This window comes from Pantoea sp. (assembly GCF_028283705.1).
Taxonomy (GTDB): Bacteria; Pseudomonadota; Gammaproteobacteria; order Enterobacterales; family Enterobacteriaceae; genus Pantoea.
In genome coordinates, this window is sequence record NZ_JAPWKD010000022.1 from 244237 (window position 1) to 258610 (window position 14374).

13 protein-coding genes are annotated in these 14374 nt (G+C 57.1%); 1 reads left to right on the forward strand and 12 read right to left on the reverse strand.

Features of this window, described 5'->3' with window-relative positions; all coding sequences use genetic code 11:
* The first annotated feature begins 110 nt into the window (after positions 1–110).
* Positions 111–470 (forward strand): YceK/YidQ family lipoprotein, encoded by a 360-nt coding sequence (locus tag PW844_RS20165; protein WP_299455640.1) that lies wholly within the window; start codon positions 111–113, stop codon positions 468–470.
* On the opposite strand, the gene PW844_RS20170 is transcribed toward PW844_RS20165, so the two are convergent.
* The 12 genes from PW844_RS20170 to gyrB form a co-directional block, all read right to left on the reverse strand.
* Positions 448–1710 carry a DUF3748 domain-containing protein gene (locus PW844_RS20170; protein ID WP_299455642.1) on the reverse strand — a complete coding sequence of 421 codons (1263 nt, stop codon included), beginning with the start codon at positions 1708–1710 and terminating at the stop codon, positions 448–450. The two genes, PW844_RS20165 and PW844_RS20170, sit on opposite strands and share 23 nt — an antisense overlap.
* Positions 1711–1786: 76 nt before the next feature.
* Entirely contained in the window at positions 1787–3079 is a 1293-nt protein-coding gene (locus tag PW844_RS20175; protein WP_299455813.1) for an MFS transporter, read from the reverse strand.
* A gap of 196 nt (positions 3080–3275) precedes the next feature.
* Positions 3276–4424 (reverse strand): galactonate dehydratase, encoded by a 1149-nt coding sequence (gene dgoD / locus PW844_RS20180; RefSeq protein ID WP_299455644.1) that lies wholly within the window; start codon positions 4422–4424, stop codon positions 3276–3278.
* On the reverse strand, positions 4421–5038 hold the full coding sequence (locus tag PW844_RS20185; protein WP_208717003.1) for a 2-dehydro-3-deoxy-6-phosphogalactonate aldolase: 618 nt from the start codon (positions 5036–5038) through the stop codon (positions 4421–4423). The genes dgoD and PW844_RS20185 overlap by 4 nt, the downstream gene beginning before the upstream one ends.
* A complete protein-coding gene (locus PW844_RS20190) occupies positions 5022–5894 on the reverse strand; it encodes a 2-dehydro-3-deoxygalactonokinase (protein ID WP_299455647.1) in 873 nt (290 codons plus the stop codon). Before PW844_RS20190 ends, PW844_RS20185 begins: the two co-directional genes overlap by 17 nt.
* The gene (locus PW844_RS20195) at positions 5891–6589 is read right to left on the reverse strand and encodes a FadR/GntR family transcriptional regulator (RefSeq protein ID WP_084878172.1); all 699 of its coding nucleotides are present in this window, start codon (positions 6587–6589) and stop codon (positions 5891–5893) included. The genes PW844_RS20190 and PW844_RS20195 overlap by 4 nt, the downstream gene beginning before the upstream one ends.
* Positions 6590–6809: 220 nt before the next feature.
* Positions 6810–7619, reverse strand: coding sequence for a sugar-phosphatase (gene yidA, locus PW844_RS20200; RefSeq protein WP_299455649.1), 810 nt, complete (start codon positions 7617–7619; stop codon positions 6810–6812).
* 89 nt (positions 7620–7708) lie between these two features.
* Positions 7709–8995 (reverse strand): MFS transporter, encoded by a 1287-nt coding sequence (locus PW844_RS20205; protein WP_299455650.1) that lies wholly within the window; start codon positions 8993–8995, stop codon positions 7709–7711.
* Complete coding sequence (locus PW844_RS20210) at positions 8992–9486, reverse strand: YhcH/YjgK/YiaL family protein (RefSeq protein WP_299455651.1); 495 nt, start codon at positions 9484–9486, stop codon at positions 8992–8994. The genes PW844_RS20205 and PW844_RS20210 overlap by 4 nt, the downstream gene beginning before the upstream one ends.
* A 115-nt stretch (positions 9487–9601) precedes the next feature.
* The gene (locus PW844_RS20215; RefSeq protein ID WP_299455652.1) at positions 9602–10528 is read right to left on the reverse strand and encodes a dihydrodipicolinate synthase family protein; all 927 of its coding nucleotides are present in this window, start codon (positions 10526–10528) and stop codon (positions 9602–9604) included.
* A 36-nt stretch (positions 10529–10564) separates the two neighbouring features.
* Complete coding sequence (locus PW844_RS20220; protein WP_299455654.1) at positions 10565–11764, reverse strand: PfkB family carbohydrate kinase; 1200 nt, start codon at positions 11762–11764, stop codon at positions 10565–10567.
* A gap of 198 nt (positions 11765–11962) precedes the next feature.
* Positions 11963–14371 carry a DNA topoisomerase (ATP-hydrolyzing) subunit B gene (gene gyrB / locus PW844_RS20225; RefSeq protein ID WP_299455656.1) on the reverse strand — a complete coding sequence of 803 codons (2409 nt, stop codon included), beginning with the start codon at positions 14369–14371 and terminating at the stop codon, positions 11963–11965.
* Positions 14372–14374: the final 3 nt, after the last annotated feature.

Here is a 14374-nt window from a genome sequence, read left to right on the forward strand (position 1 = left end):
CATACACTCAGGAAATTATTCGCCTGAGAATCAGGACATCACCCCAGAGTGATGCGACGCAGGTGACACACTCCAGCCAGGGCCATGCCATGACTGAAGGGATGAAGACGATGAATATAATGAAACGCTTTTCGCTGCCAGGCCTGTTGGTCTGCTGTGCATGTACCACCTCCGGTTGTTCCAGCGTCATGTCCCATACTGGCGCCAGCCAGGGTTATTACCCCGGCACCCGCGCCAGCGCGGAAATGCTGACCGATGATCACACCAGCTGGGCAATGAAACCGCTGGTCGCGATTGATCTGCCGTTCTCAGCGGTAATGGATACCATCCTGCTGCCGTGGGATTACTTCCGCCACGATGATGACAAATCGATCGACTCACCACGTGAGCGCGTGCGGCAAAGCGAGAAGCTGGCCGGTACCCAGGCCAGCCTGTCCACCGCTGCCGCTATGCCCGCGGAAGCGCAGTGACGCAGAACAGCTGTCGCCAGCCGTTAACTTCTCGCATATACGCAATCTTCTGCCCATCTGGCGACCAGACCACCGCGTCACCGGATGGCGGCAGTTCACTGCGCGGCGTCAGTCGGGTGCATTTACCTGATGTCCACTCGCAGCGCATCACGCTGTTATCGCAGATAAAGGCGAGCGCCTCCCCGCCAGGATGCCAGCTAAAGGCTGACTGAATGCTGCTTTCCAGCTGCGTTACCTGCCGCGGCATCCCACCGTTGGGGGAGACTGTCCACAGCTGCACCACGCCGTTGTCATCCGCCAGCAGAAAAGCAATGGCACTACCGTCCGGCGCAGCGCGCAACCAATGACGCGGCTGTAAAGCCAGCCCTTTGCTCTGGGTCACGCGGCGCTGCTGGACCCCGGCCGGTGGCGCAGGCAATTTATCCACGGTTCCCTGTAGCGGCACCGTTCCCGGCTTCGCGTAATCTGCCAGCGCATCCGGCAAATCCGCCACAAACACCTCCGGCACTTTGTCGCCGTTGGCCGCCCGCGTATCACCAATAAACGCAATGGCCCAGCGCTGCCAGCTGCCGTCTGGCTTTTGATAGCCACGATCGCCAATCCAGCACTCCTCATACGCCCGATCGATTTGGTCGCTACCCGGCTGCGGGCAGCGCTGTGTCTGGCTAACCAGCACACAATAATGGCTGCCTTCGTATTCGCGTGGATGCTGCTTTGGCGGACACACCGGATGCAGCGGCACAGCAACACCGACGTTTCGCAGGTCATCGCGCACATCCTTTTCATGCATCACATGATCGTTATAGGTGAAGCTGAGACGTGAACCATCCGGGCTGAAGACATGGACATGGGAACCGCCGCGCAGCGCGCCTGGTGTGTAGGGCGCGGTGATATCACAGGCATCGAGATTTTCCGCGATACCTCGCTGCACAATCACGCCACGACGATGGTGGAAATCGTAATGCCAGTGCGCATCGGGACGTTCCGGGCCGTGAATGCAAACGTAGCGTGGCGGCAGATCCGGGCTGACGGTGACCACGCCAACGTAGGCACCGTCGCGTGCCTGATACAGCACTTCCACAGCGCCGCTTTGCACATTAACGCGCTCAATGGTCAGGCTGGTAAAGGAAGCACCGGAAGGCCGGACATCAAACGCCAGCCATTGGCTGTCGGCAGTCCAGACGTTGATATTGGTGAGCTGGTGATGACGTTCTGCAAAGGTGAGTTGTTTTTCTGACATGGGGCAACCTTACATCCAACAGTTGCCAGACAAACTACGCCATTCTGCCCTGCCGGGCCAGTGCTCCGGCAGGCCATCAACCGACGCGCTTCACATCACCAACCAGCAGAATATAAGAAAGCGCACCGATCAGCGCCACCACCGAGATATAGACCAGCGCCGGGGCGAAACCGTAATCCTGCGCCAGATACCCCACTACCAGCGGTACGCTGATGCCACCCAGGCCACCGATAAAGTTAAACATACCGCCAGTCAGGCCAATCAGCCGTACCGGGGCCAGCGACGAAACCAATGACCAGGTAATTGACGCGAAGCCGTTACCGAAGAACGCCAGCGCCATTAGCGCCATAATCCACATCGGGTCGTTGGTGTAGTTGGCTCCCATAATGCAGGTGGAGATCAGCAGGCCACAGATAATCGGCGTTTTACGTGCAAAACCCAGTGAACGGCCACTGCGCACCATCCGGTCCGCCACGATGCCGGAAAGAATCACCCCGACAAAAGCGGCGAGGAAAGGGACGGTGGTCATAAAGCCCGCCGTCAGCGCGCCGATGTGTTTTTCCTGCGTCAGGTAGTTCGGGAACCAGGTCAGGAAGAACCACAGGGTTGAGGTCACGGCAAACTGGCCGAGATAAACGCCGCACAGTTTACGGTGGAACACCAGTTTCCAGTCGGCAGCGGTCACCCGGCTGCGGGTTTTCTTCTCAGTGGGCGCATCCCCTTCCACCATCGCGCCGCCTTCACGAATATAGTCCAGCTCGGCCTGGTTGATGCCTTTGCTCTGGCTCGGTGCCTGATAAACCTTAATCCACACCAGTGACCAGACCAGGCCAATTGCTCCGGTGAGGATAAACACCCAATGCCAGCTCAACAGCTCCTGAATCCAGATCAGCAGCGGCGTCAGGAATGCCAGACCAACAAACTGGCCGGAAGTGTAGAAACCCACCGCCGAGGCGCGTTCGTGCTCCGGGAACCAGCTGGTCACCAGACGGTTATTGGTCGGAAACGCCGGGGCTTCGAAGACGCCGGTAATGGCGCGCAGGCCGATCAGCGACAATAAACCACCGGCAAAGCCCTGGCATAAGGTGGCGATCGACCAGCCGCAGATAGCAATAAAATAGGTTAAGCGTGAGCCAACGCGATCGAGAAACCAGCCACCGGGAATCTGGCACAGCGTATATAACCAGGCGAAGGCGGAAAAGACATAACCCATTTCCGCTTTGGTGATACCAAATTCCTGCTGAATATGGGCTGAAGCGACGGCTAAATTAGCGCGATCGACATAACAAATTACCACCGTAATAAATATCATCAATAACGTGATATAACGGCGACGCGTCGGTCGGGCCTGAACGGCAGAGAGATCCATGGTGTTTCTCCGGATACGTAGGGTATCAATATCGGTAATAACCGCCCATGGCGGCAAATAAGGCGCGCAGCTATCCTGCACAGCCGAATAAGGCTGCGCGCCAGTGGTGACAATAAATAAAGCGTGCACGAGGCCCTGCGCCTTATTTACCGGCACATCGTTATCAGAGATTTAATAAATTCAGAGCGTAATCAAATTACCATTCAGCGACAGAACCATCCGGGAAACGCCACAATGGATTACGCCAGTCCGGCGCATTTTTACTGCGCTCAATGACCAGCTCTTCATTAATTTCTACGCCAAGACCCGGTTTATTTAATGGATAGAAATGGCCGTCATCCATTTTAAAATCGTCTTTATTGATTACATAATCGAGCAGTTCTGCGCCCTGATTATAGTGAATGCCCATGCTCTGCTCCTGGAACACCGCATTGCGTGAGACGAAATCGACATGCAGGCAGGCCGCCAGTGCAATCGGTCCGAGTGGACAGTGCGGAGCCAGCGCCACATCGTAAGATTCCGCCATGGCCGCGATCTTAAAGCATTCGGTGATGCCGCCCGCATGGGACAGGTCCGGTTGCAGAATTGCCAGGCCACCGGCATCCAGCACACGTTTGAATTCGAAGCGTGAGAACATGCGCTCACCGGCCGCAATCGGCAGATGGGTTTGCGCGGCCAGACGCGGATAATATTCCGCCTGCTCCGCCAGTACCGGTTCCTCAATAAACAGCGGACGGTAAGGTTCCAGCTCTTTAATCAACACTTTCGCCATCGGCGCACTGACGCGACCGTGGAAATCGAGGCCAAACTCAATATCCTTGCCAAAGGCTTCACGAATCTGCGCCACGGTATTGACCGCTGCATCAATTTTACGTGAATTATCAATGATCCCCATCTCTTCACAGCCGTTCAGCTTGAAGGTGTCGAAGCCGATGGTGCGCAGTTTTTTGATGCCATCGATCACTTCCGCCGGGCGATCGCCACCGACCCAGCTGTAGGCTTTGATGCTGTCACGCACCAGACCACCCAACAGCTGGTACACCGGCACGCCAAGCGCTTTGCCTTTTATGTCCCACAACGCCTGATCGATACCGGCGATGGCGCTCATCAGAATCGGGCCGCCGCGATAAAAACCACCACGGTACATCACCTGCCATAAATCGTTGATACGTGCCGGGTCCTGACCCACCAGATACTCCGACAGCTCATGTACCGCCGCCTCGACACTGCGCGCGCGGCCTTCAATCACCGGCTCACCCCAGCCGACGATGCCTTCATCGGTCTCGATTTTCAGGAACATCCAGCGCGGGGGCAGGCGGTAAGTCGTCAGTTTGGTAATTTTCATCGTACAGCGTCCTTATAAGCAGCAATAAATGCGCGGGCCTTCTCCACGGTACGCGTCAACGGTTGACCGGCGCGATAGAGATCGCTGCCTAAGCCCGCACCGATACAGCCCGCGGCAAGGAATTCATGCAGGTTTTCTGGCGTCACACCGCCGACGGCAAACACCGGCACTTCCGGCGGTAGCACCGCTTTCAATGCTTTGATATAACCGGGACCGAACGCCGATGATGGGAAGATTTTCAGCGCCTGTGCGCCAGCCTGAAGGGCGGTAAAGGCTTCGGTGGCCGTCGCGCATCCGGCAGCCACCGTCATTCCACAGGCCACCGCCTGGCGAATCACCGCAGCGTCGGTATTCGGCGTCACCACCAGCTTACTGTTAAGCGTTGCCAGTTGATCCACCTGGGCGGGCGTCAGCACCGTACCGGCACCGATCAGCGCTTTATCGCCAAAGGTGTTCACCATCGCGCCAATGCTGCTGGCCCAGTCCGGTGAGTTAAGTGGGATTTCGATGGCATCAAAACCCGCCTCAATGAGTGCGCCAACGTGGGCCTCGGCCTCTTCCGGCCTGATACCACGCAGGATGGCGATCAGCGGTAACTTAGTTTGCCAGTTCATGGGCAATGCTCCTTATTCCGTGCTGGAAGGCACGGTCACCTTCCAGCGTGACTGAATCATGTCCGATAAAATGCAGCGCCTGCTGGTAACGCTGCGCCAGCGCACTGCCAGCAATAATGGTGATCGGTTGTGCCGCTGTGGTTGCCGTCATCTGCGCCACTTCGTGGCCGATCAGCAGACCAGACAGGAAATCGCTGATATGACGACGGTCGCGCGCGCCCAGCACATGCGCCGCACGCACTTCAAACAAACGCGCCAGAATCGAGCGGTCATGGCTGCCGATATCGAGGCCCGCGCGGAAAGCAGTCGCATTGTCTTCCTGCTGTGGCAGGCCCGCGCCAATCAGGGATTGCGTCAGCAGCAGATGATGAAGCTCCCCGGTCATCACGGTACGGAAGTCAATGACGCGGTCCTGTTCCATCTGCACCCACTTGGCATGCGTGCCGGGCATCACATACAACGACGCCGGATGCAGGGCCAGCGCGCCCAACAGCTGCGTTTCCTCACCGCGCATTACGTTGTAGTTGTCCACACGTTCGACGCACAATCCCGGCACGATCCACGCTTTATCCTCCACGCGGGTCAGGCGGCCTGCCAGTGCGCTCAGTGCCACCGGACAGCTCAGATATGGCACCGAAAGCCAGCCGGCATTGCTGCCGACCATACCGGCCATCACCACCGGCACCTCATCCACCGGCCAGCCTGCGGTGACGCTGGCAAAGACCTCAGCCGGGGTGCGCCCGCTCAGGCGGGTCACACCCGCTTCGGAACGACGTTCATCGATGCATTCCCCCTGCTGATAACGCCAGGCGCGCAGATTGGTGGATCCCCAGTCAATCGCGATATAGCTGGTCACATAAACTCCTTTAGTCGTGCCGTTGAGCTGGCGATCATCGCTTTAGCGGCCTGTTCGGCAGCGTTCGCATCCTGATGGCGAATCGCGTCAAACAGCGCTTTGTGCTCGGCCAGGGTACGCGGCATATTGCCTTCGTCCGGCATGTAGGTTTTGGCGAACACCGCCTTTTGCAGCTGGCTGATTGCCACGTTGAGCTGCTGCAAAACCGGGTTATGCACCGAGGCCAGCACCGCTTCGTGGTAGCGAATGTCCGCCTCGTTAAAGGCATCCCGATCGAGGTGATTCGCCACCATGTCGTTAAATGCCTGTTCAATCGCCGCTAAATCGTTGGAGGTGGCGCGCTCGGCAGACCAGCGCGCAATCTGTGGCTCCACCAGCACACGGACTTCGTTCATTGCGGCAATCAGGCGCGGGTCCTGATCGTGCGCCAGCGCCCATTGCAGGACATCGCTATCGAGGTAATTCCACTGGTTACGCGCGGTGACAAACGCGCCGCGATAGCGCTTCATCTCCACCAGGCGTTTGGCCATCAGCGAACGAAATACTTCGCGGATGATGTTGCGCGAGGTAGCAAAGCGTTCACAGAGTTCAGCTTCGGCGGGCAACGCGCCGCCCGGTGCAAACTTCCCTGCCACAATCTCTTCCCCCAGCGTCAGGATGATGCGCTCGGTTTTGCTCAATTGTTCTTGCGTCATGATGTTCCATTCAATGAAAGGCGGTGTACCCTCAGAGTACTACAATCTGCACCGTCTCAACCTCTGATGCGGATTGTAGTACCACAAGCAAACTTTGTACTACAATCTGGATCACAAAATAGACAAACCCTTGCACAATAAATTGCGCAGATTTTTGCTGCGGGCGGAAATGAAAACAGCGCGATAAATCGCGCTGTCAGGTGTTAAAACGCAGGAAGGGTTACAGCACTAACTCTTCGATAGCGTAGGCAACGCCATCTTCCATATTGGTTTTGGTGACGAACTGCGCGATGCTTTTCACTGAATCAATCGCGTTGCCCATCGCCACGCCGGTTCCGGCGTACTCAATCATCGCCAGGTCATTTTCCTGATCGCCAATCGCCATCACTTCTGACTGTTGCAGGCCGAGTTTTTCCGCCAGCATTTTGACGCCATAGCCTTTGTTAACGCGTGGGTCGAGGATTTCGAGGTAATAAGGCGCGCTTTTCAAAATGGTGTAGCTGTCGCGGGCGCGTGCTGGCAGTGCGGCAATCGCTTTATCCAGCAGTTCGGGCTTGTCGATCATCATCAGTTTCGGGAAGCGCGTCGCCGGGTCCATCTCTTCCACGGCACGATAGCGCACCGGAATGCCGGTCAGGCTGGCTTCATGGATGGTGTATTCACTGAGGTCTTTGTTCGGCGTATACAGCGAGGAGTGGTCGAAAGCATGGAAATGCACGCCAAGTTCACGCGCCAACTGTTCGACATAGCGAAAATCATCAAAACTCAGCGTCACTTCTGCCACGCTCTCACCGCTATCGGCGCGTTGCACCAGCGCACCGTTATTGCTGATGCAGTACTGACCCGGTTGACGCAAATCCAGCTCCTGCAGATAGCGCTCGACACCGACAAAAGGGCGGCCTGTTGCCAGTACGATCGCAACGCCTTTGTCGCGTGCACGCCCAATCGCCGATTTTACTGCCGGGGTGATGAGGTGGTACGGATTAAGCAGGGTGCCGTCCATATCAATCGCAATCAGTTTTATCGCCATAACGTCCTCGTTAATTCAGGGTTTGCATCCATGCTAGCGCGATTCAGCTCACATTGACCAGTTTATCGACACAAACGGCACCTTGCGTATCAGTTCCCCAATGGTTTACGCACAAACAGGCCGTAACTCAGCGCGCCAATCATCAGCAATGCCGCGCCCAGCAGGAATACATTGGTGAACTTACCGGTGGTATCGAGGATGATGCCGGTGACAATCGGCGCCATCGCCGCACCGAGGAAACCACCGAAGTTCTGGATCGCCCCCAGAGACGCCACCTGTGATTTTGGCGCGATGTCCGTCGCCAGCGTCCAGAGCGCGCCCTGCGGCATCTGCGAACAGAAATAACCGAGTGCCAGCAGGGTAATCGCCAGCGGCGTACTGTCGACAAAAGGAATCGGTGCCACAAAGCAGGCTGCCAGCGCCGCACCGGTCACCACCGGGATTTTACGCGCGGTGATGGCGCGAACGCCGCTGCGCACCAGGCGATCCGACAACATACCGCCGACCAGCACACCCAGAATGCCGCACAGGAAAGGAATCGAGGCGATCCAGCCGGTGGCTTTCAGGCTGAAGCCAAGGGATTTTTCCAGATAGCCCGGCAGCCAGGTGAGATAAACCCAGATGGTGAACATGATGGAGAAGTTACCGATCACCATAAACCAGGTGGTGCTGTGGCGGAACAACGCGCCCCAGCTCGCCTGGGCTTTCTCTTCCGGCGCGGCCTCGCTGCGCTGACCGGCATGCAGCAACGCATCTTCGCGTGCTTCAGGGTCGCGATAGAATTTCCACCACGCCAGCAGCAAAGGAATTCCCATCAGACCGATGGCAACAAACATGCCACGCCAGCCAAAGGTCAGCAGCAGCACGGTGAGGATCGGCGGCGCAATGGCGTTGGCGATCTGCGAACCGGTATTGATGATCGCGGTGGGCAAACCACGTTCGTTTTCACCAAACCAACGATGGGTGATTTTGATACCAGAGGTAAAGAACGGGGATTCAGAGATACCCAGCATCATGCGCAGGCCATAGAAGAAGCTATAGCTGTTCACAAAGGCAGCCAGCACGGTAAATCCTGACCATAACCCCAGCGCCCAGGAGAACATTTTCTTCGGACCAAACTTATCCACCAGCCAGCCTGCCGGCAGGTTAGCCAGCGCGTAAGGCCAGAGAAACGCGGATAACAACAAGCCCATCTCGGTTTGCGAGAAACCAAATTCGGCCGCGATGGTGGTGTTGGCGATACTCAGGTTAGCGCGATCAAGGTAGTTCACCACCGCCGCCAGCAGCAGGATGGTGATAATGCCCCAGCGCAATTTCCCCACTAGCGTGGGTTGTGCCACCGCTGCACCGGACAGCGTATTCACAGAGGTTTTCATTGCGTCGCCCCCGGTGAAGTGAACAGGTTGAGATGAATTTTGATCACTGCCTTACGGATCGGCTGCGCTTCAGGCGCGGCGCAGCAAGGACGATGAACATCATGCGGGAAAAACAGCGCGAACATACCCGGCGTCAGGGTGATCATCGATTCATCAATCGTCTCCTGATAAAACACCACGTCGCGTTCCGCACGCAGATCTTCGATGATGACATGCCGGGGATGCACACGTGCCACGCCAATATTCTCGCGCCCGGCCAGCAGGTACTGGATATCAACGTAGTTAAAATGCGACTCGGCGCGACGATCGCTGGCTGGTTCGGTATCCATCTCCTGCACCAGGCAGAACATCTGGTTATCCGACAGCAGGTCGTACTTGCCGGTCGCCAGCTGGCTGAAATCGGTATCGGCAATCCAGCGCAGTGCCTGGTCGACGATGGGGTGGAAAGCATGGCGCTCGCGCGCCCAGTCCTGGCTATCACATACAATCATGGTGTTTTCCCTGTCGTTATCGTTAGTGGGTTCAGGTACAGCCGTAGCGGCGCGATTTATCGCGCGGGTTTTGTCGAATAACAGGCGCGATAAATCGCGCCGCTACACATTCTCCTCAGAGGTTTTCGATACGCTGCTGCCAAATCTGGCTGCCATCGCGGATCTGGTCGAGCAGTACGCCCAGTCCCCAGAATTTCTCCAGCACGTTGTCTTTGTTGACGCGGCAATGTTCACTGGCGAAAGTGCCGAGGCGCTGATGGTAGATTTTGGCGTTTTTCGGATAACCGAGAGTTTCCGTTACCGCGCTGAGCGACAGGAACAGCGACAGCTCATGGGCTTTCTCCGCCTGCTGCGCGCCGTGGTGGTAAAGCCAGTGATACAGACCCGGATGGAAGTTGGTGAAGACGCCGCTGAAGCCTTTGGAACCGGCCTGCATGGCTGGCCAGGCGATGGCGGCGTTGGCGTTGATCACCGCCAGCGGTGTGCCTTCGGCCAGCTGTACGCGGCGGGTCACGGTCGGCAGATCGCAGCTCACGTCTTTCAGCACCACGAAACGGCCGCTGTTGGCGCAGAAGCTGAACTCTTCATCGCTCAGCAGACGACGGTACGGGGCCGGGCACTCGTACAGGCCGAGCGGCATGGAAACTGGCAGCGCGTTGAGCAGATGATTGAGGTGCGCGTAGAAAGTGGCGCTGCCTTCATTTTTCGGGTCGAGGTGGTTGGTGACCAGCACCAGCGCATCAATGCCGGTGTTCGCCATCGCCTGCAACTCCGTGGTTTGTTCAGCCAGATCGTCGCTGATATGGCCAGAGGCAATCACCGGTACACGGCCCTGCACTTTTTCCACCACAAACTTCGCCAGCGCCACACGTTCCTCAAGGCTGAGGAACTGCATCTCGCTTGACTGACACACGGCAAACAGCGCATCGACGCCTTCCGCCAGATACCAGTTAATCAGTCGCTCCAGTCCTGGGTAATCAACCTGGTTGTCGGCGGTAAACGGGGTAAGCATAACCGGCACAATGCCTTCGATTTTTTTCATGATCTCTCCTGCCAGCGGTTCCACCGCTGTGATTTGTTATCGTTGATGAAGTCGGGCCATAACCTGTTGTCGATCCGGCATATTGCTGGCACCTTCACGTTCCACAGCCAGCGCCGCAAAGGCGGATGCCCAGGTGGCGGCCTGCAACAGGCTTTGCCCCTGCGCCAGCGCGGCAGCCAGCGCACCGTTAAAGGCATCGCCTGCACCGGTGGTGTCGACGCTCAGCGCCGGGAAAGCGGGAATATGATGAAATTGTTGGTTATCAAGCAGTAACGCACCGCGTGAACCCATGGTGATGATGACGCGGCGGGCACCGAGCTGAACGATGGCCTGGGCCGCTGCGCGCGCACTGGCAAGATCGACGATTTCAATGCCGGACAGCAGCGAGGCTTCAGTCTCGTTGGGGGTCAGCACATCGATCATTGCCAGACAACTCAGCACCTCGGCGGAAAACGGTGCCGGGTTCATAATCACCCGCACACCCAGCGTATGGGCGAGGCGGATGGCGCTACGCGTCGCCTCGAAGTTGTTTTCCAGTTGCAGCAACAGCACGCTGGCATCCGACAACTCATGGGTCAGTTCGGCAATTTCGTCGTCGGTGAAGGTTTTGTTCGCGCCGGAATAGATGGCGATCATGTTCTCGCCATTCTCCTGCGAGACGTAAATGATGGCGCTGCCGGTTGGCTCGCGATTGGTCTGATACAAACGGAACGAGTGAATACCGGAGGCAGAAAGGTGGTCGAAGGCAAATTTGCTGAACTGATCGATGCCGACCTTGGCGACAAAATGCACCCGCGTACCGGCACAGCTGGCGGCCATCGCCTGGTTGGCACCTTTGCCCCCCGGCCCGAGGGTACTGCCCAGCGCCAGCAGCGACTCGCCGCCCCGGGGGAAGCGCGCCACTTTCGCTACGATATCCACGTTGAACGCGCCCAGAATGCACACTTTTCCGTTCTTTTCTGAGACTTTGGCGACCGTTTGTCGCGCCTGCAACCGCTCCAGCAGCACTTCAAAATTACCGCCGCTTTCGCTGATCAGCTTTTCCTGCAGGTTGCGCCGCAGCGCGATGGCTCCGCCATAGCAGCGCTGTACCAACCCTTCACGCGCCAGTGCGCCGAGATCGGTACGAATGGTTTCGCGCGTCACGCCAAGCTGACTTGCCAGCCCGTTCACCGTGACACGATCGTGTTCATCCAGCCATTTCAGTATTTGGTTGCGTCGTTCTTCCAGAAACATGCGTCATCCCCTCCGCTTCGCCAAAAGCGTAAGGGAGCAGCCCGCAGATGTAAGTGACACGGATCGCAGCGCACGGGAAAAAACGGAAGCAAACAAAAGCTAACGCAGATGTTTTTTAAGCAAAAAAGGAAATGTCAGGCGGGTAACAACGGAGGCAGAAACAAAAAACCCTTCCCGGCTGGGAAGGGTTTGGGCATATCAGATATCGATATTGGCCGCTTTCAGCGCGTTCTCTTCGATGAAGGCGCGGCGCGGTTCAACCGCATCGCCCATCAGCGTGGTGAACAGCTGGTCGGCAGCGATGGCGTCTTTGATGGTGACGCGCAGCATGCGGCGGCTGTCCGGGTCCATGGTGGTTTCCCACAGCTGTTCCGGGTTCATCTCGCCCAGACCTTTGTAACGCTGTACTGACAGACCACGACGCGACTCTTTCACCAGCCATTCAATCGCCTGTTCGAAACTGGTCACCGGTTGACGACGCTCGCCACGTTCGATAAAGGCGTCTTCCTCGATCAGACCACGCAGCTTCTCGCCAAGCTCGCAGATTTTGCGGTATTCCGGACCACCGATGAATTCGCTGTCCAGCGGATAATCGGTATCCACGCCATGGGTACGCACGCGAAGCACCGGCTCGAACAGGTTCTGCTCACGGTTAGCACGCACCTGCGCGACGTAGGTGCTGCCGTGCGCTTCGCGCTCGGTCAGGTACGCCACCAGCCCATCCAGCCAGCCTTTAACAGCGGCTTCATCGCTGAGATCGCTCAGGGTTGGGTGGTAAATCAGGCTACGCAGCAGCGCGAGCGGATAGCGGCGCTCCATACGTTTGATCATGCGCTGCGTGCTGTTGAAGCTCGCCACCAGATTTTCCAGCGGCTCGCCACCCAGTGCCGGGGCACTGGCGTTGGTGTGCAGGGTCGCACCATCCAGAGCGATCGCGATTTGATACTGATCCATCGCTTCGTCGTCTTTGATGTACTGCTCCTGCTTGCCCTTCTTCACTTTATACAGCGGCGGCTGAGCAATGTAGACATGACCACGTTCCACGATTTCCGGCATCTGACGATAGAAGAAGGTCAACAGCAGGGTACGAATGTGCGAGCCGTCGACGTCCGCATCGGTCATGATGATGATGCTGTGGTAACGCAGTTTGTCCGGGTTGTATTCGTCACGGCCAATGCCGCAGCCCAGCGCGGTGATAAGCGTAGCCACTTCCTGCGAGGAAAGCATTTTGTCGAAACGCGCTTTCTCAACGTTAAGGATTTTACCTTTCAGCGGCAGAATCGCCTGGTTCTTACGGTTACGCCCCTGTTTGGCTGAACCGCCTGCGGAGTCACCCTCCACCAGGTAGATTTCGGATAGCGCCGGGTCGCGTTCCTGACAATCCGCCAATTTGCCCGGCAGGCCAGCCAGATCCAGCGCGCCTTTACGTCGGGTCATTTCACGGGCACGGCGTGCCGCTTCACGCGCACGCGCTGCATCAATAATTTTACCGACGACGATTTTCGCGTCAGACGGGTTTTCCAGCAGGTACTCAGCCAGCAGTTCGTTCATCTGCTGTTCAACCGCCGATTTCACTTCTGAGGAAACCAGCTTGTCTTTGGTCTGCGAGGAGAATTTCGGGTCCGGTACTTTTACCGATACCACGGCAATCAGACCTTCACGCGCGTCATCGCCAGTGGCACTGACTTTGGCTTTTTTGCTGTAACCTTCTTTGTCCATATAGGCATTCAGGGTACGCGTCATCGCCGCACGGAAGCCCGCAAGGTGAGTACCGCCATCGCGCTGCGGAATGTTGTTGGTGAAGCAGTAGATGTTTTCCTGGAAACCATCATTCCACTGCAACGCCACTTCCACACCAATCCCGTCCTTCTCGGTAGAGAAATAGAACACATTGGGGTGAATCGGGTTTTTGTTGCGGTTGAGGTATTCAACAAACGCCTTGATACCCCCTTCATAGTGGTAATGGTCGTTTTTGTCATCGCGCTTGTCTTCAAGGCGAATCGACACGCCAGAATTGAGGAACGACAGTTCACGCAGGCGTTTTGCCAGGATGTCGTACTCAAATTCCGTCACATTGGTGAAGGTTTCATGGCTCGGCCAGAAACGCACGCGTGTACCGGTGGCATCGGTGTCACCCACCACGGCCAGCGGTGCCTGTGGCACGCCGTGTACGTAGGTTTGCTGATGCACTTTGCCATCGCGACGAATGGTCAGTTCCAGTTTCTGCGACAGGGCGTTAACCACGGAAACACCCACGCCGTGCAGACCACCGGAAACTTTATAGGAGTTGTCGTCGAACTTACCGCCCGCATGCAGTACTGTCATGATGACTTCAGCCGCCGATACGCCCTCTTCCGGGTGAATACCCGTTGGGATACCACGGCCATCATCCTGCACCGATACCGAGTTATCGGCATGGATGGTCACCATAATGTCACTACAGTAACCGGCGAGCGCTTCGTCAATGGCGTTATCCACGACCTCGAATACCATGTGATGCAGACCGGTGCCGTCATCCGTATCGCCGATATACATGCCAGGGCGTTTGCGTACCGCATCAAGCCCTTTCAGAACTTTGATACTTGAGGAGTCATAAGAATTCGACATCAA